Consider the following 23,018-nt stretch of genomic DNA (forward strand, 5'->3'; position numbering starts at 1 on the left):
ATACATTTATTTTATTTGAATTTTCTAATAAGCTTTGAAAGTATAGGATACTTTCTAGACAACTTAAAATTAGTCCTATCAGACTTTTTGATAGAATATCCTAGGGATAAGTACTTTGAAAAGCTATCTCCATAAATCATTTTAGGAAAAGGCAAAGCACTATATATAGTTTTTTGTTTCTTGTACAAACTTTCAACTACATCATACAAATGACTTGTTGTCTCGTCAGTATTAAAATCAATATACTTTTCCATCCAATTTTTATCCAGTATTAACTTTTGAATATTGATTTCATTAACAGCACTAAACTCAATAAAAATATTACTTCCTACAAAGTGCTCAGTACCGTAGTCTACACGAATACCGAAATCTGATATTACCCCAACATTAACACCTTTCTTTAAGCAGTGCATAATCACCGTCGAGCCTACTGATAAGACAAGATCTTTATCAACTAAGGAGTCTAGGATGAGCATCATGTCTCCATAAATAAAATGTATATTGTCCAGCTGTTCAAAATTTTCATATATTATTTCGTAAGGATAGCTTTCTCGATGTGTAACATTAGTTTCACCTACTTGTGAGCGTGCCTTAATAAACACGCCCCAATTGGGATTTTTTTTCGCAAGTTGAACTAAGTTTTCAATAATATAAAACCTTTCGGTCAAACTATTGGGAACATCTGGCTGGACTATAAATACTAACTTTCGATCATAACACTCATACCTTTGAAAAAAATTAACTTTCATGGTACTTGTAGTTTGTAAGAACCCTAATAAATGCAATGGAGACTGTTGATAACTTAGTTTTCTGAGATACTCATTAAAAACTTCATAATCAAAAATAGTATTTACACAAATTATATCAGAGCCTAGCCTACAATTAAGAGAGTGGATATTATGTGGATCAGTAATACCATTAAAGCCAGTAATAATTATAGGTCGTTTAGGCTCTTTACTTGTTTCAAATATACTTCTAACTTTCTTGATACATTTGTAGTTTGCCCCTCCCCCTAGAGCAATAATCAAAATTCTTGCATCTTTCAGCTTTCTCCAAACCTCTTTTGAGTCCAAACTATTCAAATCATAGGGTTTATCACCTTTAGATACTAAACTTACTAAAGCTGTAGAATAATATTTAGCCAAAGATGTAGCTAATTCTTTGGACCAGTTTACTCTAGAATCAGTATCAGATATTATTAAAATATTAACCATTCATAGGCCTATTAATTCTTCAAATATCTTCTTAGTATCTATTCCACATTTGAAATACCCTATAGATGGTTTTTTTCTGAATTCATTTAACGTTTCTAAATCAATACTTTGCGTATTTGAATCTATATATTTTACTAGTCCATTATCAATATAATCTTTGTAATTTAGGAAACCTTCTTTAGAATATACAAAAGACTTTACATTGTAAAAATCTGCTTCAAGAACAGTAGTGGATCCTGGAGTTATATTAAAATCTACAGTTTTGAATAAGTCTGAGATTAAAACCTCGTCAATAACATTTCCAAATAGTACATTACTCACACCCTGAACCTGTGACTCATTAATCTTATTGCCTTTAGGATGAGATCTTATTATCCACAAAATTCCATCTTGTTTTTTCATTATTTGGAGGATGTTATTAGGTAACAGAGCATCTTTTTGTAAGGATATTAATACTTTATAATTACAATTCCAACTATCTATCATCTTAACAATTTTATTGTCCTTATTCGTTTCAAATTCAAGCCACTTGTAACCTAAAGGAATTGCTTTATGATGTGGGTTTTGATCAAAAACACATCTATTGAGATAATCAGCCTCTTTATCACTCCATGTAAAGAAAATATCTGGTAAAGCTGTATACCCATCAATAGGCAGCTCTTGCCAGTTATCATAGAGAACACTGTTATATCCATGCATAACACCATGCTGAAGATCTGCTGTTAGAATATTCATTCTTTTTGCTGCTGTTATTAAAGGTATATTATAGTAATAAGGATGGAATATAATGATTTTCGGATTGAGCTTTCTAAGAATTTTTGTATAGAAATCTATCATATGCATTTGCCAATCAACAAAGCTATTCATTCTAGCTTCTGTAAACTCTATAACTGGAATACTTTTCTTAAGTTTTTCTAAAAATCCGTGTGGAAACTCTGCTCTACTACTATAACCTGCCGTAAACAAGTTCGGCGGTAAAACACATATAGGGCGCTTATAGTATAAAGGTACTTTATCTACTGCTTTTGATGTTGCTTTAATTATTTCAATTTTCTTGCACTTAAAATCTTTACTTAACTCATCTAAAAGTGGGTCTATTAATCTATTATAGATTTTATCTCCATGTTTTACATGATCAGTAGAATTTAAATTAGAAAAAAAAAGTATATCCGTTTCCTGAGAAGCTATATCTTCTGCTAGATACATATATTCTCGGCTTTTAGCTAGGTCGTCAGCCATATCGTAAGGTACATTTGCGGGTCTACATAATTGAGTTTGATAAGGGTTGAAAAAATTACTACCCCTAACTTGTTTATTAAAAGCTAGCTCTAGTTGAACCATCAGCTCAGCTCTAAGAAACGGCCACAATTTCAAATCTTCATACTTAAAATTATTTAAAGCTACTTTAGTTTTTGCTTCTAGTAAATAACTATTATATATATCTTGAGGTATTTTATTATCTATTTTTTTCTGTACTCTTGTATTACTTTTATTTTTAATTACTTTATCACTATGCTTAGCGGCTATTTTATTATTTGACTTTTCTGTTTTTTTGTTTTTATTAAATAGCAAGATTCTTTTTTCAAAAGAATCCTTAAAAAAAACAGATGGATCATTAATTAATTTAGTTAACTTACTCATACTCTAACCCTTAAAATTGAATGTTGCTTGCCCATGAGGAAACTCGTTACAGTCATATCGAGGCAACTCAAATTTATTATTAATAATATCTGTTCTATCAATATCCCTTGAGTCTACACTGAACCCATACGTATAGTTTTGATGAGAAAGTATATCTAGCACTCTTTGATCATAAGACTGTTTTCCACCATAAGGAAAACAAAAACCATTCAATTCCCCAACGTTTAGTAGTTTTTTTAGGTACGAATTTGCAATTGACAGTTCGTCTAAAAGACTACTGTCTTCTAAATTAGAAAGCAAGTTATGAGAGTGTGCATGACATCCAATTTCCATTCCATTGGCTTGCATCTCTGAAATATTTTTTTCAGATAAATAGTAAGCTTTAGCTAAATCTTCTTCAGGACGGTCAAGGAAGTGTTTCACGACTTTATCGAGAACAGTCGTTTTTTTAATAGGATTTAACTGATAATTCACTATTCTTTTAAAATCTTTAATACTTTCATCAGAATACTGATTTGTGTAAGTCGTTGAAGTGAATTTTATATCCGTACCATCAATGAGATCGTCTTTGGTGATTATACTTTTAATATAATCTACCAGCATACTTGCGTCATATCTACCAAGTAAATAATGCGTTCTATGTACATCAAGAAGTTTTTTAGATATGAATGGAAGAGTTGATATAAAAAACACTCCCCAAAGGCCTTTACTTTTCAAATAAGGATATACGTAATTATAATGGTCAGCTAATCCATCATCAAAAGTGAGTATAATTCCTTTATCAATCGTATTACCTGTTCTTAAACAGTTATAAAACTCTTCTTGAGTTAATATATGATATTCTTTAGATAAAAAATCTATTTGCTTTTGAAAATCAGAATAATCGAGATGTATAAAATTTGGTATTTCAGGGCTTGCTTCCCTAACATAATGATACATTATCGCTTTCATATATTACGTTCCTTAACTAAGGATGGCCTGTCCTGGTCTCCATCACCTTTAGTTACAAAATAACCTTCCATTAATTTTGGATGCATAGCGAATTTTATTTCCACATTTCGAGAATCAAATGGCTCAAAATAATTGGGTATTATAGTTGTGGAGTCTGTGTTATTGAGTATAAACTTGGATTGAACGCTACTGCTTATATCAGTACTTATTAATATATCTACATATTCATAATTATTCTTAATTATGAAAAATTCCAAGCTTTTACTTACTCTTATCAGTGATGATGGTCGACCGTAGAAATCTATAATTCTTAAGACTTTTCTATTTTTTATAATAATTTCTCTACAAACTATTATTAAGTCCTCTTCAGGAATGTTAAAGAATGAATATACATAGTGTGGATGATTTAAATATTTATTAATTAGATATGTACTATCTTTATAGCAAGTGGTTTCATGACGGCTTATACTTTGAATTTCAACACTGTCAACTAATTCCAGCTCAAATAAGAGGCCAGCATTATTATTACTGAATTTTGGATTATGAGCTATTTTAAAATCATCAATAGTAGGGTTAGCTATATATAAGTGATAAAGAGATTGAACTTCGAATCCTAAATGCTCATATAATTGCTCAGCTATAGCGCTCATACCATTTGTTGCAATGAATGAATGCTCGTAATTTTGACGTAAAAAAGAATATACCATAATGCCTATAAATGGATTTGATGCATCTTCCCTACTTTTCCATAGAGATAACCATATGATGTTTTTTTCGACTAATGCTTTATTAAACCGAGAAGTAGGAATAAAACCTAAAACACATTCCAGTTCATTATTATCATCTTTAGATATAATCATATTATATCTACCAGCTGTTTGATCGTAATATTGATAATCAAACATTTCTTTGCTAGTAGCTAAGATATGATCTTTTTTCCAAAAATCATTGATAAACTGCATAACTTTAGTTGAATCTTCCTTTCCACAAAATTCAATCATCACGAGTACCCAATCTAGTGTCATTAAGCTGGATATATGAATATTCTCCATATTCTTTTCTGTTATCCCAAACAAAGACATCTTCTACTTTACTAAAACCAGATCTATTTTCTAAAAAATCTTTCATAGGTTTATTTCTGTCAGTTTTTTCGTAATTAATTCTGATTTCAGGTTTATCTTTTATGATAGCAAAATCTATTATGCTCTTAAGAACTAGATTTTCGATATTCCTTCCCATGACTCGGCAACTCATAACAAAATCATATATTTGTAAACAACTATCATATATCTCAAAAGTAACTACAGCCGTTAACCCTGATTCACCATATTTATCTGATACACGATAAGCCCAACAATACCTAGACTGCTTTTCTAACCAGTTATCAATTTCTACTTCAGAAAACCTACGGCTTATAGCATTAAACTGGTTCGACTTATTTAAAAGTTGAACTATTCTTTTTTTATTATTTTCATTGATATCTTCAAGATCAACATTTATCTTGATCGACTTTAGCCAATCATCATGGCTCAAGTTTTCTTTGAATTGTTTTCTATCTTTCTCGGCAGCAAACATTTCTACTCTTTTTTTATCTTCATCACTAATCGAAGATACATTGAAACAGGTTAATGATAACAATGCTTGAGCGTAGTCTGCTGGAGACTCAGGCCAATCAGGTACGTAAACATCAGGCAATGTTTCAGAAACTCTACCTCGTTCTACGGGGTTGTCATCTATAAATACTAATGAGCTAAGTCCCAAGTTTAGCTCTTCCGCAATCTCTACGAGATTAGCAGCTTTGTCTTTCCAATTAATTCTCCAAGCTGAAAAATCATCTTTTTTCAGATGCATTTCTTGATTGTTTTCTAAAGCATGTATTGCATTTTCTTCATAGTTTTTACTGGCTATCGCTAATGCAACTCCCCTATTTTTTAATGTTTTAATAACTTTCTGAAAATCTAAGAATGCTTCACCAACTGCATCATGGCCTCCAATTTTTATACCTTCAGTTCCATCGTCTCCTAAGATTCCACCCCACAATGTGTTGTCTAAGTCCAATACTAGCACTCTTCTAGACTTACCCAATACACCTTCGATACAAGACAATAAGAACTCTGAAACTTTTTTAAGAAAGTCCAAATTATATGGCATTTTTATTAGATGTTTCATTTGATTATCAAATACATTTTCTTTATGACCTACTACAAGGTCATTGAAATTTACAACATGTATATTTCCGTACTCTTGAGTCGTCTCTGTAAACTTATTATTCAAATAATTGGTTAAATATTGAGGGCCATAAGTTTTATAATCTAGCATACCATGCAGATAATTTTGCGGTGGCTTTGTCCAAGAAAACATCAAAATATTTTTTACAACTTTAGAACATTTTTGTAATATAGAAATGAAATCGTTTAGTTCTTCATTTAGAGAACTGATATTACAATCAACAAATTTTACTGCTTTATGATACTCAGGAAAGAGATTTTCTGCTCTAGTCCATATTACTAGAAAGTCGATGTCAAGCTGCTCACTATTGTCAGCAGCGTTAATAATATTAATCAAGTTTTGGTAAACTTGCCCATAAGGCATGTTTACTACTTCAGCTTCACCTAAATAATTACTAAGTAAGTTGGCAAAAGGCTCTGAATTAAAGTCTGAAACAACTGTTACATTCATCTTATTTAACCTCCTTTGACAAATAGGCCTTTAACTTACCTATGTCTTCTAAGAAAGAAACGTCTGCTCCCGTGTTCAGTGCGTCTATCAGCTTAATCTTGAAGCCAGTCTCTTTGGAAATTTCACTTTCAAGCGTAGAAATAAATATTGCTAGTCCAAGCGAACTAACATTACTGCCTTTTTTCATTAAAAGTTGACTATCGACATTCTGTATGTGGTGCTCATTTTTTAGTTGTAAATTCGTCTTTTGTATTGCATTATTTATAATTTTATCTAACATTACTTACAGCTCCTTCAAATAGAAATATCTGTTTCTTTAATCTGGCTACCTTTAATAATACTGTTTTCAGCAACTTTACCAATTAGTGAATCATATTGATCGACTAAGAAATCTCCCGTGCCAGGGCGACGTACCCAAAGATTATCTTCCGTTAATGTTTCTCCTGCCTCTATATCTTTATAAGCAACTACAGAGGCAAATGCAAAGTCACTCGTAACTTTTTCTTCAGCAACGGCACCTTTCGAACCACCACGAGCTTTGGCGATAGCTTTGCTACCCTTAATAAGTTCAGCCATACCATCCGGATCCATAGAACAGTTTATATCCGGTCCAGCTCTATCATAGCTATCCGTAAAGTGTCGCTCTAATACACTAGCTCCCAATGCTACAGCGCCTAAACATGCATAATTATCTACACAGTGATCGGACAAGCCAATCACAGCATTAGGGAATGCCTCTTCAAGTTCAGCTAAAGCGCCTAAACGTACTAACTCATATGGAGTGGGATATACATTGGTGCAATGTAAAAGTGAATAAGGAACTTTCGTGGCCTCTAAGATATCCACAGACTTACGAATACTTTCGATACTATTCATACCAGTGGATAAGATAATAGGCTTACCAAACGAAGCAACAAGCTTAATCAGCGGATAATTATTACACTCACCCGATCCGATCTTGTAAGCTTCCACACCCATACGTTCAAGTCGATAAGCCGCTTCTCTAGAAAAAGGTGTACTGATAAACAGCATTCCCTTAGATTCAATATACTCTTTGAGAGCAGTTTCATCTTCTTCATTTAACGCACAGCGTTCCATGATCTCATAAATAGAAACATCAGCATTTCCAGGAATGACAGATTTAGCTTCATCCGACATTTCATCCTCTACTACATGGGTTTGATGTTTCACCATTTCCGCACCTGCTCGATGTGCAGCATCAACCATTTCTTTAGCAACATCTAAAGAACCTTCATGATTAATACCGATTTCTGCAATAACTAACGGTTCAAAGTCATAGCCAATATTGCGACTTCCTATTTTAAAACTTGGTTTCATAATAATTTACCTTTAGTAATTAAATTTGCTTTCTCTAAATCTTCGTAGTTATCAATATCAATAGATTCATTTTCACCCATTTCAAAAAAACTTGTAGGGTGACTAAAAAACGAATTGTTTTTAATTAACTCCTTGAAGGAGCTAATATAAACTGCACCATTAACACGTAAAGCTTTTGGTAACTTCTGTCTAGGGGCTTCCAAATCTGACATTTTACGTATAGGTGCCATTTCGCCTTCACTATTTTGAACAAGAACTTTGTAAGGATGATGATCGCATAGTGTTACGGAAACTACGGAACCTAAAAAAGAATTCTTTTTATACTCATTTATACAAGCTTGTATGTCACTAACTTGGCGCAATGGGCTAGTAGGTTGTAAAAGAACACATATTTCCTCAGATATTCTCATTTCACAGTATATATCTTTTATAACATCAATAGTTTTCGCACTATCTGACGAGGTCAAATCTCGTCTTCTATGAACTTCAGCAGCATATTTTATAGCCTCTTTTGCAATACTCTCAGAGTCTGTAGAAACAACTACCCTACTAATATCATCTATCTGCTGTGCAGATTTTATAGCTCGAGCTAATAATGAAACACCACCTACTAATTGTAAATTTTTATCTTTGATACCTTTTGAGCCACCACGAGCGGGAATCACTGCTACATATTTATATTTCATATATCTTCCTATCTTTAAAGGTCTACAAAGACTTTTTGAACAGGAATGTCCCACATTCTCTTACTATCTATATGAGACTGAAATAACTCTGTACTGTTTCCCTTACCAAACCAAGTAGATTTTTCGACATTAAGCTCGTCTATTTGAGTAAGGACTTGTTCAATTTCTTCCTGTGAATATCCGCAATCCAATACAGAAGGTCCTCTAAAACGAGAATTTTGTCGAGTACCTATATTCACGCTAGGCAAACCGTAAAAAGGAGCCTCTCTCACACCAGCACTGGAATTACCAATGATGAACTCTGAGTTTTTCAAAAGAACTAAAAAAGACTCGAAGCTAATTGATGGAAAAACTCTGAAATTTTCACAATCTTTATATTTATCGATTACATCAAGTATTTTTAGACTACCAGGATCATTGTTAGGATAAATAACTACATAGTTTTTACCTGATCTATCGAGTACTTTAAATAAGTTCCTAGTATATTTTTCAATATCTTTCTCTTCACTCGTAACAGGATGAAACATTACGATATTGTAACGAGTAAAAGTAATATCATAATGGTTTTTTGCTGCTTCTAAACTAGGTAAACTTCCTGATTCCATTATATCTAAGTCAGGAGACCCTATGATAAATATAGACTTTTTATTCTCTCCCATTTGTATCAGTCTTTGCTTAGCTTCATCATTAGCAACCATATGAATATGAGAAAGTTTAGTAATTGAGTGCCTTATAGAATCATCAATAGTACCTGACAGCTCTCCACCCTCTATATGACATACACGGATATGATTAAGGGCTCCTACAGTAGCGCCAGCTAATGCCTCTATTCTATCTCCGTGTACAACAATCATATCAGGATCTATAGAGTTAACTAATCGTGAAATTATACTAATCGTATTAGATAATACTGAACACATAGGCTCATCAGTATGTTGATTTGATATTAGATAGCTATTCTTATAGTTTTGCTTTTTCACCTCATTGAATGTCGAGCCATATAATTTCATCATATGCATACCTGTCACCAGGACATGAAGCTCAAACTCTTCCATACCTTCGACTTTGTCCATTAAGCTTTTGATCTTGCCAAAGTCTGCTCTTGTACCAGTTACGAATAGAATTTTTTTCATTATTACATTTTCACTTAAGTAAAATAAAAAGACACCCCATTGTAGGAGTGTCTTTGTCGTATTTCAATGTAAATTTAGTAGTTTAACTGTAGACTAATGCCTATTCTACCAACCAGTAACTTCTTGTAGCTTGTTACCAAGTTTAGATGGGTCACGCGTATACGCGATACCAGCATCTTCAAACGCTTTGAACTTCTCTTCAGCAGTACCTTGACCACCAGAGATGATAGCGCCAGCATGACCCATGCGCTTGCCTTCTGGAGCAGTAACACCAGCGATATAACCAACAACTGGCTTAGTTACATGGTCTTTTATATAAGCAGCAGCTTCTTCTTCAGCAGTACCACCGATCTCACCGATTAGGATGATAGCTTCAGTTTGTGGATCAGCTTCGAATAGCTTCAGTGCATCAATCTGGTTCATACCAGGGATAGGATCACCACCGATACCGATACAAGTTGACTGCCCAAAACCAAGTTTAGTTGTTTGCGCAACTGCTTCATAAGTCAATGTACCAGAGCGTGAGATGATACCCACTTTACCTGGCTGATGAATATGGCCTGGCATGATACCAATTTTACATTCACCTGGCGTGATTACGCCTGGGCAGTTAGGACCAACCAAACGTACATCGCCAGCTTCTTCAAGATAGCGTTTTGCTTTTAGCATATCGATAGTCGGTACGCCTTCAGTAATCACTACGATCAGTTTAACGCCAGCATCGATTGCTTCAACGATAGAATCTAGTACGAATGGTGCAGGTACGTAGATAACAGAAGCGTCCGCTTGAGTCGCTTCCATGGCTTCTGCCATAGTGTTAAATACTGGTAGGCCTAGGTGCGTTTGACCGCCTTTACCTGGCGTTACACCACCAACGACTTTAGTACCGTATTCGATGGCTTGCTCAGAATGGAACGTACCATTTTTACCAGTGAAACCTTGTACCAATACTTTGGTATCTTTATCGATTAATACACTCATTATTTATTCCTTGTATTCGGTTGTCTTGTAATAGTGAGCTCTATAACTGTTATCACCAAATTTTGATAATCTGTCTGTGCTACAAAACCACTATTACAAGTTGACTACTATGCTTAAAGGCTTATATTTAAAGGGCGATGCCTTAAATCTATTAAGCTTTTACAGCATCGACAATTTTTTGAGCCGCATTTGAAAGGCCTTGAGCTGAAATCAATTTCAGACCAGACTCTTCTAGGATTTGTGCGCCTTTCTCAGCGTTGTTACCTTCTAAGCGAACAACTACTGGTACTTGTACATCAACTTCTTTGATAGCAGCGATAATGGCTTCTGCAATCATGTCACAACGTACGATACCGCCGAAGATGTTGATTAGAACGCCTTCAACACTGCTGTCTTCTAGGATAATTTTGAACGCTTCAACAACGCGATCTTTAGTTGCACCGCCGCCAACGTCTAGGAAGTTAGCAGGTTTGCCGCCATACAGTTTGATGATGTCCATAGTCGCCATTGCAAGACCAGCACCGTTAACCATACAACCGATGTTACCTTCTAGGGCAACATAGTTTAGGTCAAATTCAGCCGCTTTAAGCTCACGCTCATTTTCTTGAGTTTTGTCTTGTAGTGCTGCAATTTTTGGCAGACGATATAGAGCGTTTGAATCGATACCGATTTTGCCGTCAACACAAACGATTTCGCCATTTTCACGAACGGCCAATGGGTTGATTTCCATTAGGGCAAAGTCGTTTTCAACGAATGCTTTATAAGCGCCAGTCATCAATTTAACGAATTGATTGATTTGCTTGCCTTCTAGACCAAGTTTGAACGCAACGTCGCGCGCTTGGAAAGGCATCAAACCAACTAAAGGATCAACATTTACTTTAAAGATTTTTTCTGGCGTGCTGTGTGCTACTTCTTCAATATCTACACCACCTTCAGTAGATGCCATGAAAGTGACACGACGAGTTGCACGATCAACGACTGCGCCAAGATATAGCTCAGTTTGTACTGGGTACATGTCTTCTGCAACCAATACAAAGTTTACTGGCTGGCCATCAGCATCCGTTTGGAACGTTACTAGGTTAGTACCGATCAGCTCTTCAGCAACTTGCTTAGCTTCTTCACGAGTTTTAACCAGCTTTACACCACCAGCTTTACCGCGACCACCAGCATGTACTTGCGCTTTAATTACCGCAATGTCAGTTGGGGTTTTATCAAAAGCTGCAGCAGCTTCTTCGCCGTTATGAGCAATGATGCCTTCTTGAATTGGCAAACCGTAGCTTTTTAATAGCTCTTTTGCTTGATACTCATGTAAATTCATTGATTGTATCCTTTATTTTTTACAATTAATAAAAAGTGAAATCAAGTGCGTACATATACATATTAATCATACGTCTGACGCACTCATGATTGTGGCATCACCAAAATAGCGATACCCCAATCAGGTTGTAAATCGATAACAACTAAATTAGCAACGACTTATTTTTTACGCTTTTTACGCTGGATAGCGTGAATAGCACGGCCATCTGCAGACAAAGCAGCTTCATGCACTGCTTCTGAAATAGTTGGGTGAGCAAATGTCATCAACTGCAAATCTTCGACACTAGAGACAAACTCCATCGCGATCATACCTTGATGGACAATATCACCAGCACCAGCAGAGATAGCGTGCATACCTAACAGACGATCTGTTTTAGCATCAGCAACGACTTTCACAGAACCTTGTGCTTCACTCTGTGCTAGTGCACGTCCGTTAGCAGCTAAGTTGAAAGAACCTGTTTTAACTTCATAGCCAGCTTCTTCAGCTTCTTGCTCAGTCAAACCTACCCATGCGATTTCTGGGTGAGTATAAATGACATTGATGATGGTATCATAGTTAACTTGAGGTTTTTCGCCATGAATACGCTCAACAGCCATCATGCCCTCTTCCATCGCTTTATGCGCAAGCATAGGACCACGGACCAAATCACCGATAGCGTAAACGCCATCAAGATTGGTTTTGCACTGGTCGTTAACATCGATAAGGCCACGTTCAGTCAACGTGATACCGCTGTCTTCTCCAAGTAGCTTCTCAGAATAAGCACGGCGGCCAACACAAACGATTAGCTTATCAAAGCTCTCTTCGCTCGACTCGCCTTTATTTTCGCTAGTGACGACAACTTGGTCACCTTGAACTTCAGCGTTGGTTACTTTGGTATCAACACGGATATCAAGACCTTGCTTCTTCAGCATTTTGCCAGCTTCTTTTGAGATATCTTTGTCAGCAGCAGCTAGGAAACTAGGAAGCGCTTCATAGACAACTACTTCTGCACCCAAGCGACGCCATACTGAACCAAGCTCAAGACCGATAACGCCAGCACCGATAACGCCTAAACGTTTAGGTACTTCGGTGAAATCAAGTGCACCAGTTGAATCAACAATGCGGTCACCGTCAGTTTTGGCAACAGGAATCTCGATAGGCACAGAACCTGCTGCAAGAATGACATTCTTAGCAGTGATGGTCGTTTCGCTTTCGTCTTCTAACGCAGTAAATTTGACTTTTTTATCAGCGCCTTTACCGTCAACTAGAGTACCCCAGCCTTGTAGCCAGTCAACACCATTGCCTTTTAGCAATGCTGCAACGCCGCCAGTTAGCTGCTTAACAATGCCTTCTTTGCGAGCAATCATTTGCTCGATATCGATAGCAACGTCACCAGTACTGATACCGTGCTCGTCAAGGTCATGCTTAGTCGCTTCATAACGATGTGAGCTATCAAGTAGGGCTTTTGATGGGATACAACCAACGTTTAAGCAAGTACCGCCAAGTGCTGGCTCACCTTTATAAACGCGCTTTTCAATACAAGCAACACTCATACCAAGCTGGCCTGCACGAATAGCTGCTTCGTAACCACCAGGACCGCCGCCAATGACGACTAAATCATAATTGTCTTTCATAGTACGTTCCTATTTTTAATTGTATGTGTCATTTAAACTGGTTGTCATTTCGCTGTTAGATCAGCGTCATCTACACTGAACAGTTAATACACTGTATCAGTGACGAAGACTTCCTTATCGATAATCGATAGCAAGTCACCATTATAAATTCATTTAAATACAGTTATCAGCGCACTAGGTAATCGCTGATTAGTAAAAATCATTATCTATACCAAAGTTAAAAAGCTTGTATCAGCGGTTGCCAATACAAGCTTAGAAGCTTACAGGTCTAGTAGTAGCATTGCTGGGTCTTCGACCAATTCTTTGATAGTTACTAAGAACTGTACTGCTTCTTTGCCATCGATCATACGATGGTCATAAGATAGCGCTAGGTACATCATTGGTAAGATTTCAACTTTGCCATCGACAGCCATTGGGCGGTCATTGATAGCATGCATACCTAGAATAGCAGTTTGTGGTGGGTTCAAAATAGGTGTTGACATTAATGAACCAAATACACCACCGTTAGAAATAGTGAAAGTACCGCCAGTCATGTCTTCGAGACCAAGTTTACCTTGCTGTGCTTTACCACCAAACTCACGGATAGTGCCTTCAACATCAGCCATGCTCATGCGATCAGTATCACGTAGTACTGGAACAACCAATCCGCGATCTGAAGATACTGCTACACCGATATCATAGAAACCATGATAAACAATGTCATCACCGTCTAGAGAAGCGTTCACTGCTGGGAAACGTTTCAATGCTTCTGTTGCTGCTTTTACGAATAATGACATAAAGCCTAAACGTACGCCATGACGTTTTTCAAACTTCTCTTTGTACTTAGCGCGCATGTCCATCAATGGCTTCATGTTCACTTCGTTAAACGTCGTCAACATCGCTGTATCTTGTGATGCTGATAATAAACGCTCAGCAACACGCTTACGAAGACGAGTCATTGGAACACGTTTTTCAGTACGCTCACCCATTGACTCAGCAACAGGACGGCCACTATCAGATTTAATGCTGCTGTCTGATTTCAATGTTGGGTTAGCCATATCAGTTTTGGTTACACGACCACCGCGACCACTACCTTCAACTTCTTTAGGATCTACACCTGACTCTTTTGCTGCTTTGCGAACGGCTGGGCTCTGATCTTTATGATCAGCTTCGCCTTTCTTATCTGTTGCTTGAACAGGTTCACCACCATCAGCAGCTTGTTTTTCTTGAGCTGGCGCAGCTGATTGATCTGAATCCGCTGCTGGCGCTTCTGATGCGCCAGCGTCAGCACTTGCACCAGCTTCAAATTCAGCAATCAGTTCGTCAGACAATACAGTATCGTCAACTTGCTTTACGATTTTGGTCAATACACCATCATCAGGTGCTACAACTTCCAATACAACTTTATCAGTTTCAATTTCAGCCAATAGGTCATCACGATTAACTTGTTGACCTTCAGCAACATGCCACTCAACGATTGTGCCATCAGCAACCGATTCTGGAAAAACGGGGGCTTTGATATCAGCCATCGATATACTCCTTAGATTTGGATATTCATACTTATTATTAAGTCGTGATAGACAGTCGATAATCTTCTAATAACTTCGCTTATATTTTATTAAAAAACACTGACTGTCATCGCCTGATTCATTTATCTTCTATAAAATTTTGATTAGACAAAGTATTACTGAGCTAGTTCATCAACACTTATGCCAAGACCACCAGCAATGAGTGCTTGCTGTTGTTGAGCGTGCAGTTTTGGTGATCCTGTTGCAGGTGCCGCACTAGGTGGACGTGCAACTGGCTCCATGACTTTTGCTTTAGTTGGATGTGGTACGACAATACGGAACATATGCGGTGCCAAGTAATACCAAGCACCTTGGTTCAATGGCTCTTCTTGCGTCCATACGATTTCCGTTAGGTTACTGTATTTCTCGATTTCAGCGATTAGACGCTTCTCTGGCAATGGATACAATTGCTCAATACGAACAATAGCCACATGCTCAAGGCCTAACGCACGGCGCTGCTCAAGCAAGTCGTAATAAACCTTGCCACCACATACCACCATACGAGTTATTTTATCAGCGTTGTGATCGTCCATCTCTGAAATTACGGTTTCAAACTTACCATTGGCAAGTTCTTCCAGATTTGAAGTTGCTAATTTATGACGTAACAAGCTCTTCGGTGACATAACGATCAATGGCTTACGAATAGGACGTATCGCTTGACGACGTAAGGCATGATAGATTTGCGCTGGAGTCGTTGGCGTGATCACCTGCATATTGTCTTCAGCACATAGCTGTAAGAAACGCTCTAGACGTGCAGAAGAATGCTCAGGGCCCTGACCTTCGAAACCATGCGGTAACAACATAGTCAGACCACAAACACGTTGCCATTTGGTCTCGCCGCTTGAGATAAACTGGTCAATAACAACCTGAGCACCGTTAACAAAATCACCAAACTGTGCTTCCCAAACGATCAATGCATTCGGTACTGTGGTTGCATAGCCATATTCAAAGGCTAGCACTGCCTCTTCTGATAGTAGCGAATTGTAAGTCGCAAAGCGCGCTTGTTTCTCGCTCATGTGAGCCAACGGCACATACATACTGCCATCGTTTACGTTATAGATTTCACTATGACGATGCGAGAAAGTACCACGGCCAACATCTTCACCAGTAATACGTACTAATACGTCGTCGTTATCAACTAGTGACGCATAAGCCAATGTCTCAGCTGCACCCCAGTTAAGCGGTTCTTCACCAGTCTGCATAGCCAAACGCTGATCAACTACTTTTTGAACCTGACGCTGTAGCTTATAGCCTTCTGGCATTTCGGCCATACGGCGCCCATAACCTTTGAGCTTCTCAATATCAACACTGGTATCCCACTCATCAACCAAGTCATGACCTAGATAAGGTTTCCAGTCTACAAACAACTGCTCATTAGGCTCTTTAACCAATGAACTAACAACATAATCACCACGGTCTAACGACTCACGATAATCATCTTCGTATTGCTTTTCTTCTTCCGAGTTCAGGATACCTTCTGCAATAAGTTTCTTTGCATAAAGGGTACGGGTGGTAGGAATTTTTTTGATAATTGCATACATCAATGGCTGAGTTGCAGAAGGCTCATCGGCTTCGTTATGGCCATTACGGCGATAACAAAACAAGTCAATAATGATATCTTTATCAAATTTATGGCGATAATCTAATGCTAGCTGAGCAGCAAATACCACTGCTTCAGGATCATCACCGTTCACATGTAGGATAGGAGCATGAACCATCTTAGCAACGTCAGTACAGTATTCAGTTGAACGAACATCTTCTTGACGGCTAGTCGTAAAGCCAACTTGGTTATTGATTACGACGTGCACAGTACCGCCAGTGGTGTAAGCACGGGTTTGTGACATCTGGAAAGTTTCTTGAACCACGCCTTGACCAGCAAAAGCTGCATCACCATGGATAACGATAGGAAGTACTGAGTTGCCACCAGTATTATCTAATGAAGGCTGATCATTGCGGCGTACTTGACGAGCACGTACTGAACCTTGTAATACTGGCGCGACAATCTCAAGATGTGATGGGTTAAATGCTAGAGCCAAATGTGCTTCGCCGCCTGGTGTCATCACATTAGATGAGAAACCATTGTGATATTTGACATCACCTGAGCCTTTTTCTGGCTGTACTTTACCATCAAACTCATCAAATAAGTCTGCAGGGTTTTTACCCAAAATATTAACCAGTAGGTTTAAGCGACCCCGGTGCGCCATACCGATGACCATCTCTTTTGTGCCATAACCACCAGCACGTTGGATGATTTCATTGATAGCAGGAATGAAGCTTTCACCACCTTCCAAACCAAAACGCTTAACACCCGTATATTTACGAGCAAGGTATTTCTCTAAACCTTCAGCAGCGGTTAATCGCTCAAGAATAGACAGACGCTTTTCTTTATCAAATTTGATATAGCCTAGATTGGTCTCTAAGTATTCTTCCATCCAGCGCTTTTCTGTGCTGGTGGTAACATGCATGTACTCGACACCAATGTGGCCGCAGTAAACACGCTCCATAATCTCAATAATTTCACGTAGCGTTGCTTCATCTTTACCGATAACTAAATCATTGGTTGGGAATACAGTATCGAGATCAGCTTCTGACAAGTTGTGATAAGCAAGCGTTAAATCTTCTACTTCTGCACGTGGATGCAGATCTAAAGGATCAAGCTTAGCACGGCGATGACCGCGACGACGGTATGCTGAGATTAACTGCTGCACACCCATCTGCTTAGGATCGCAATCGACGGAACCACTATTGGTGTTGTTATCAGTACCACTACTCTTATTTGCCGTTTGATTACGAGCAAGTAGCAAGAATTGATCTTTGATAGCATTATGCTGGGCATCGTTTTGAGACTTGTACTGTTCAAAGTACGTCTGCCAGTCAGTATCGACACTATCAGGGTCTGTGAGGTATTGCTCGTAGAGAGCTTCTATATAGATGGCGTTATCTGCAGCCAGTTCGGTATGTGCTTGGTCGGATTTTTCTTTGGTTATACTATTCATAATAATCGTCTATTTGATAGATAAATGAATGGAATCGTGCTTATTATTGTGTCAGTCGTTGTACGCTCAGGCAGTTAAACAATGTGTCATATCCTGTCAAATACTGTTCGATAAAACACTTTTATCCTTAAGTATTGCCGTCACCATAAAATACTACTGTCATTGTCTACAAGAACAAGTGATTCTAAATAGTGGCAGCAAGTCTTATTGCAATACCCGTCTAGAAATAAAATTATTTGTGAACGCTCAGTTTTCTCATCTGGCTCGTTTCACAACATTAATTTATATATACTTCTTTGAGCCATAACCAACATATCTACTAATGATAAGCTATTAATAGATAATTATATTTTCAGTTAACTTATAAATTGCCTATTATTGCTAAACTGCTTTATAAGTCTTGATATTGGCTGATAAATCTAGCTTTTTCAGACAGACATACATTGCTGTATAGACTATCATGCCCATTTTTTACGACATAGTTTGTTTGTTCAATACTAAGTATTTAGGTAATGAATATCTACCATCAATTATAAACGTATAATCATTCTACGCATAGTATTTTAGCCTGATAATGCCATGATATGCTTGAACAACAGCTATCAATAGCTAAAAAAGATGCTTCAATCGTATCATTAAATAAATAATATCATTGTACCAAAATTCGACTATGTCTATATTCGATTATATAGGTTGATTGTTTATATATTATGTCTTCTTACATACGACCAACGTATTGACCATACAGTTTTACCCTTAGATTACTTATCAATTTTCTTTCAACTTGTCATATTCGTAAATTTTTTTACTTAAAGAATGCATTAGCGACAGTAACGAGTTTATATATTAACTTTTTAGCTAACAAAAAACACCACCTAATGAATAGGTGGTGTTGTTTATATGATAACTATAAAAAGCAATTAACTCCGTTTAACCAGCCTGATCAATCAACATACTACGTAGATGACCAATAGCTTTGGTTGGGTTCAAGCCTTTTGGACAAACTGATACACAGTTCATGATACCGCGACAACGGAACAAGCTAAACGGGTCGTCTAGGCGAGCCAAACGCGCTTGAGTATCACCATCACGGCTATCAGCGACGAAACGATAAGCATGTAGCAATGCTGATGGGCCTAAGAACTTGTCAGGATTCCACCAGAAAGATGGGCAGCTGGTTGAACAGCAAGCACATAGAATACACTCGTACAAACCGTTTAGTTTCTCACGCTGTTCAGGTGACTGTAAACGCTCAGTCGGCGGTGCTGGTTGATCGTTGATTAAGTACGGGTGTACTTTCTCATATTGCTCATAGAACTGATTCATATCAACAACCAAGTCACGAACTACTGGCAGACCAGGTAACGGACGAACCGTTACTTTTTCTGGTAGCGTGTTCATGTTGATTAAACATGCTAGACCATTCTTACCATTGATATTCATGCCGTCAGAACCACAAATACCTTCGCGGCAAGAGCGACGGAAAGTAAGCGTTTCATCTTCTTTCTTTAGGCGTAATAATACGTCAAGCAACATACGATCAGATTCAAGTAGCTCAATCGTATAAGTTTGCATACGCGGCGCTGCGTCCACATCAGGATCGTAGCGATAGATTTCGATGGTGCGAGTACCTCGGCTCATAATGCTAAACTCCACACGTAGGTGATGGCGGGCATACAAAGATTGCAACATGTCTGCGCTAACTATTAACCACTATTAATAATTAATATCGGATACTGATTAATAGCGTACTAGCGCTGGCATAAGCATGTAGCTGGCGGTCACCTTTTTAATAAAATTAATAAGGGATAAAACGTTAACACTGCTGCTATATATCGATTATGCACAAAGTACGTGGTCTAAAATTAGTAGACGCGAACTTTTGGCTCAATATAATCAACAGTTAATGGCACTTTACGTACTGGCTTATAAATAATGCGATTGCCTTCAGAGTACCATAAAGTATGCTTCATCCAATCATGGTCATTACGGCCGTTAGGTGCGTAATCATCATCTTCTGGACGATCATAGTCAGATACACTGTGCGCACCGCGACTTTCGTGACGGGTAGCAGCCGATATCATTGTTGCTTTTGCTACTTCGTACAAGTTAGCAACTTCGAATGCTTCAATACGTGCTGTGTTAAACACTTGAGACTTATCACCAAGATGGATTTTTTCGATCTTCTCACCTAGCGCTAAAATCTTCTCAACGCCTTCGTCCATCATCGCCTGTGTACGGAATACACTGGCGTGTTTTTGCATAGTAGCACGAATCTCATCAGCCACGTCTTGCGCATTGTAGCCTTCAGTAGACTGTTGCAACTTGTCTAAACGCTGCACTGTAAAGTCAAGTACGCGAGGATCAAGTGGCTTGTAGTTATGATCTGCATGATGGAACTCATCAACGATATGCTTACCAGCTGCACGACCAAACACCAATAGATCTAGTAGCGAGTTTGTACCTAGACGGTTAGCACCATGTACACTTACACACGCACATTCGCCGATTGCATAAAGACCTTTAACGACATTGCCTTTTGCATATAGGCCATCTTCATCAGTACCCGACTCGAGATCCGGTACAATCACTTGACCATGAATAGTCGTTGGAATACCACCCATCATGTAGTGAATAGTTGGGATTACTGGAATTGGTTCTTTAGTGATATCAACGTTGGCGAAGTTTTTACCAATCTCGAATACTGACGGTAGACGCTTCATAATAGTTTCAACGCCTAGATGCGTCATATCCATTACGATATGGTCAGCGTTAGGACCACAGCCGCGACCTTCTTTGATCTCTTGGTCCATTGAACGTGATACGAGATCACGTGGTGCCAAATCCTTCACAGTTGGCGCATAACGCTCCATGAACGCTTCGCCGTCTTTGTTACGCAAGATAGCGCCTTCACCGCGGCAACCTTCAGTCAATAGTACACCTGCACCATGAACACCCGTTGGATGGAACTGCCAAAATTCCATGTCTTGTAATGGAATACCAGCACGTACTGCCATGCCAATACCGTCGCCAGTATTAATATAAGCATTGGTAGAAGCGGCAAAGATACGACCAGCACCACCAGTTGCTAAGACAGTGATTGGTGACTGGAATACAGCAATAGTACCAGTCTCTTGCTCAAGCGCTACGACACCGTTGATGTTACCAGCTTCGTCTTTGATCAAATCAAGCGCGATCCATTCAATAAAGAACTCAGTGCCCTGCTCTAGATTTTTCTGATATAGCGTATGTAGTAATGCATGACCTGTACGGTCAGCTGCGGCACAAGCACGTTGTACTGCTTTTTCGCCATAGTTAGACGTGTGACCACCGAACGGACGCTGATAAATCGTACCGTCTTCGTTACGGTCAAACGGCATACCCATGTGCTCAAGCTCATACACAACTTTCGGCGCTTCACGGCACATATATTCGATAGCGTCTTGGTCACCTAACCAATCTGATCCTTTGACGGTATCATAAAAGTGAAAGTGCCAGTTGTCATTACTCATGTTACCCAAACTTGCACCGATACCGCCCTGTGCGGCAACAGTGTGCGAACGTGTTGGGAATACTTTGGTCAGGACTGCAACCTTCATGCCCGCTTCCGCTAAATGCAATGAAGCACGCATACCTGAGCCGCCACCACCAACGATAACTGCATCGTAGTTTAGGGTCTTGATATTACTAATGGTATTATCTTGTCTAGTTGCCATTATGGTTTTCCTAATGCCTGTTAATGCTTAGAATTAAATAAAAAGGTGTATAAAGCATCACTTTATTGCAGGGCTAAATGTCATATTTATTCAGCCGTTAAATGCAATGATCTAATACGATGACGCAAACAACCTTTGGCCACTTAATTTGCATATCTATCGTTATATTAGGCCAGTTTCATTTACTTTCAAATTGATTAGCTGTCTTTAAATGACCGCTTAAGTCAGAAACTGCCCAATGCTATGACTATTCTTGGCTATCAACGAATGTCTTTAGAATACTTTGCAACTAATGTACCCGTTGAATGCATTCGTCGTTATATATAGATATCAGAGCTTTTTATGAGATGGTTAAACGGCAGCGATACCGAAACCGTTACCCCAAAAAATCATGATGCCCCAAAATAGAAATACTAAAATAGCGATAATCATTAAAGTCTGTAATATCAGACGTAATTTTGGCGCACTTTCGCCCATCTTGCCAGACGTAATATAGTCAGTGAAAACTGTCCACATACCAACCCAGGCATGGCCTGCTAGTGCAAGTACTGCAACCAAGCTGAATAGACGCATCGGTAAGCTGGTCATAAATGATGACCATTCGAGATAGGTAACATCGCCATGGGTCAAAAAGAAGCCCAGCAATACCACACTATATAAGGCTAAAACGACGGCACTAATACGTTGGACAATCCAATCACGTGAGCCTGAACCTGTCAGACCAGTAGCACTTTTGATTCCTGAATCATTTTTTATCATTAGAACATCACCCATATAAATGACGCGACAACTAAAATCGCTGCAATCACAAAACTAACCACAGACGCAGTGCGGCCAGATTTCAGCTCTTCATTCATGCCCATATCAGCAAATAAATGTTTGATACCCATCACAAAATGATATGCGATAGCGGCAACAAATATCCATGCCAAAAAGCGCACAAGTACGTTGTCAAATACGGTCGCAAAACTCTCAGGCGATGCCAATGAGTTCTGTAGTAGCCATAACATGACAGGAATCAATAAAAATAAAATAATGCCAGAGATACGATGCAAGATAGAGGCGATCGCGATCGGTGAGCGATTAACGCTAATCACTTGGCTTATAGGCAGATCAATAGGTCGGTTGCTTTTCACAGCGGGCATCCTTTTGCGGTTATACTCCTGTATCTGCTATCAACGCCTGACATAAATAGTGTCAATTAA

The 23,018-nt window shown here is 38.3% G+C and carries 18 protein-coding genes; all 18 read right to left on the bottom strand.

Annotation, left to right across the window (positions count from 1 at the left end; all coding sequences use genetic code 11):
- Window positions 1-11 precede the first annotated feature (11 nt).
- Entirely contained in the window at window positions 12-1,214 is a 1,203-nt protein-coding gene (locus ACT3QN_RS03010; RefSeq protein ID WP_444528848.1) for a DUF6716 putative glycosyltransferase, read from the bottom strand.
- The gene (locus ACT3QN_RS03015) at window positions 1,215-2,855 is read right to left on the bottom strand and encodes a hypothetical protein (protein ID WP_444528849.1); all 1,641 of its coding nucleotides are present in this window, start codon (window positions 2,853-2,855) and stop codon (window positions 1,215-1,217) included.
- 3 nt (window positions 2,856-2,858) lie between these two features.
- Window positions 2,859-3,806 (bottom strand): polysaccharide deacetylase family protein, encoded by a 948-nt coding sequence (locus ACT3QN_RS03020; protein WP_444528850.1) that lies wholly within the window; start codon window positions 3,804-3,806, stop codon window positions 2,859-2,861.
- Complete coding sequence (locus tag ACT3QN_RS03025; protein WP_444528851.1) at window positions 3,803-4,807, bottom strand: hypothetical protein; 1,005 nt, start codon at window positions 4,805-4,807, stop codon at window positions 3,803-3,805. Before ACT3QN_RS03025 ends, ACT3QN_RS03020 begins: the two co-directional genes overlap by 4 nt.
- Window positions 4,800-6,485: an HAD-IIIC family phosphatase gene (locus ACT3QN_RS03030; RefSeq protein WP_444528852.1), complete on the bottom strand. Its 1,686-nt coding sequence runs from the start codon at window positions 6,483-6,485 to the stop codon at window positions 4,800-4,802. Before ACT3QN_RS03030 ends, ACT3QN_RS03025 begins: the two co-directional genes overlap by 8 nt.
- Before the next feature lies 1 nt (window position 6,486).
- Window positions 6,487-6,765, bottom strand: coding sequence for a hypothetical protein (locus ACT3QN_RS03035; RefSeq protein ID WP_444528853.1), 279 nt, complete (start codon window positions 6,763-6,765; stop codon window positions 6,487-6,489).
- A 14-nt stretch (window positions 6,766-6,779) separates the two neighbouring features.
- Window positions 6,780-7,823: an N-acetylneuraminate synthase family protein gene (locus tag ACT3QN_RS03040; protein WP_444528854.1), complete on the bottom strand. Its 1,044-nt coding sequence runs from the start codon at window positions 7,821-7,823 to the stop codon at window positions 6,780-6,782.
- On the bottom strand, window positions 7,820-8,509 hold the full coding sequence (locus ACT3QN_RS03045) for an acylneuraminate cytidylyltransferase family protein (protein ID WP_444528855.1): 690 nt from the start codon (window positions 8,507-8,509) through the stop codon (window positions 7,820-7,822). The genes ACT3QN_RS03040 and ACT3QN_RS03045 overlap by 4 nt, the downstream gene beginning before the upstream one ends.
- A gap of 14 nt (window positions 8,510-8,523) precedes the next feature.
- Window positions 8,524-9,642: a UDP-N-acetylglucosamine 2-epimerase gene (neuC, locus tag ACT3QN_RS03050; RefSeq protein ID WP_444528856.1), complete on the bottom strand. Its 1,119-nt coding sequence runs from the start codon at window positions 9,640-9,642 to the stop codon at window positions 8,524-8,526.
- 105 nt (window positions 9,643-9,747) lie between these two features.
- Window positions 9,748-10,623, bottom strand: a complete 876-nt coding sequence (sucD, locus tag ACT3QN_RS03055; RefSeq protein WP_444528857.1) for a succinate--CoA ligase subunit alpha — start codon at window positions 10,621-10,623, stop codon at window positions 9,748-9,750.
- 151 nt (window positions 10,624-10,774) lie between these two features.
- Window positions 10,775-11,941 (bottom strand): ADP-forming succinate--CoA ligase subunit beta, encoded by a 1,167-nt coding sequence (gene sucC, locus ACT3QN_RS03060; RefSeq protein WP_444523550.1) that lies wholly within the window; start codon window positions 11,939-11,941, stop codon window positions 10,775-10,777.
- Window positions 11,942-12,099: 158 nt separating this feature from the next.
- On the bottom strand, window positions 12,100-13,554 hold the full coding sequence (gene lpdA, locus ACT3QN_RS03065) for a dihydrolipoyl dehydrogenase (RefSeq protein WP_444523551.1): 1,455 nt from the start codon (window positions 13,552-13,554) through the stop codon (window positions 12,100-12,102).
- Between the two features lie 260 nt (window positions 13,555-13,814).
- Window positions 13,815-15,062, bottom strand: a complete 1,248-nt coding sequence (gene odhB, locus ACT3QN_RS03070; RefSeq protein WP_444528858.1) for a 2-oxoglutarate dehydrogenase complex dihydrolipoyllysine-residue succinyltransferase — start codon at window positions 15,060-15,062, stop codon at window positions 13,815-13,817.
- Window positions 15,063-15,217: 155 nt separating this feature from the next.
- Window positions 15,218-18,097, bottom strand: coding sequence for a 2-oxoglutarate dehydrogenase E1 component (locus tag ACT3QN_RS03075; protein ID WP_444528859.1), 2,880 nt, complete (start codon window positions 18,095-18,097; stop codon window positions 15,218-15,220).
- 930 nt (window positions 18,098-19,027) lie between these two features.
- Window positions 19,028-19,738 (bottom strand): succinate dehydrogenase iron-sulfur subunit, encoded by a 711-nt coding sequence (locus ACT3QN_RS03080; protein ID WP_444523554.1) that lies wholly within the window; start codon window positions 19,736-19,738, stop codon window positions 19,028-19,030.
- A 224-nt stretch (window positions 19,739-19,962) separates the two neighbouring features.
- A complete protein-coding gene (gene sdhA / locus ACT3QN_RS03085) occupies window positions 19,963-21,813 on the bottom strand; it encodes a succinate dehydrogenase flavoprotein subunit (protein ID WP_444519957.1) in 1,851 nt (616 codons plus the stop codon).
- A gap of 351 nt (window positions 21,814-22,164) precedes the next feature.
- On the bottom strand, window positions 22,165-22,569 hold the full coding sequence (gene sdhD / locus ACT3QN_RS03090) for a succinate dehydrogenase, hydrophobic membrane anchor protein (protein ID WP_444528947.1): 405 nt from the start codon (window positions 22,567-22,569) through the stop codon (window positions 22,165-22,167).
- Window positions 22,570-22,571: 2 nt separating this feature from the next.
- Window positions 22,572-22,958 (bottom strand): succinate dehydrogenase, cytochrome b556 subunit, encoded by a 387-nt coding sequence (gene sdhC, locus ACT3QN_RS03095; RefSeq protein ID WP_444519958.1) that lies wholly within the window; start codon window positions 22,956-22,958, stop codon window positions 22,572-22,574.
- Between the last annotated feature and the right edge of the window lie 60 nt (window positions 22,959-23,018).

This window comes from Psychrobacter sp. AOP7-C1-14 (genome assembly GCF_052376135.1).
Lineage (GTDB): Bacteria > Pseudomonadota > Gammaproteobacteria > Pseudomonadales > Moraxellaceae > Psychrobacter.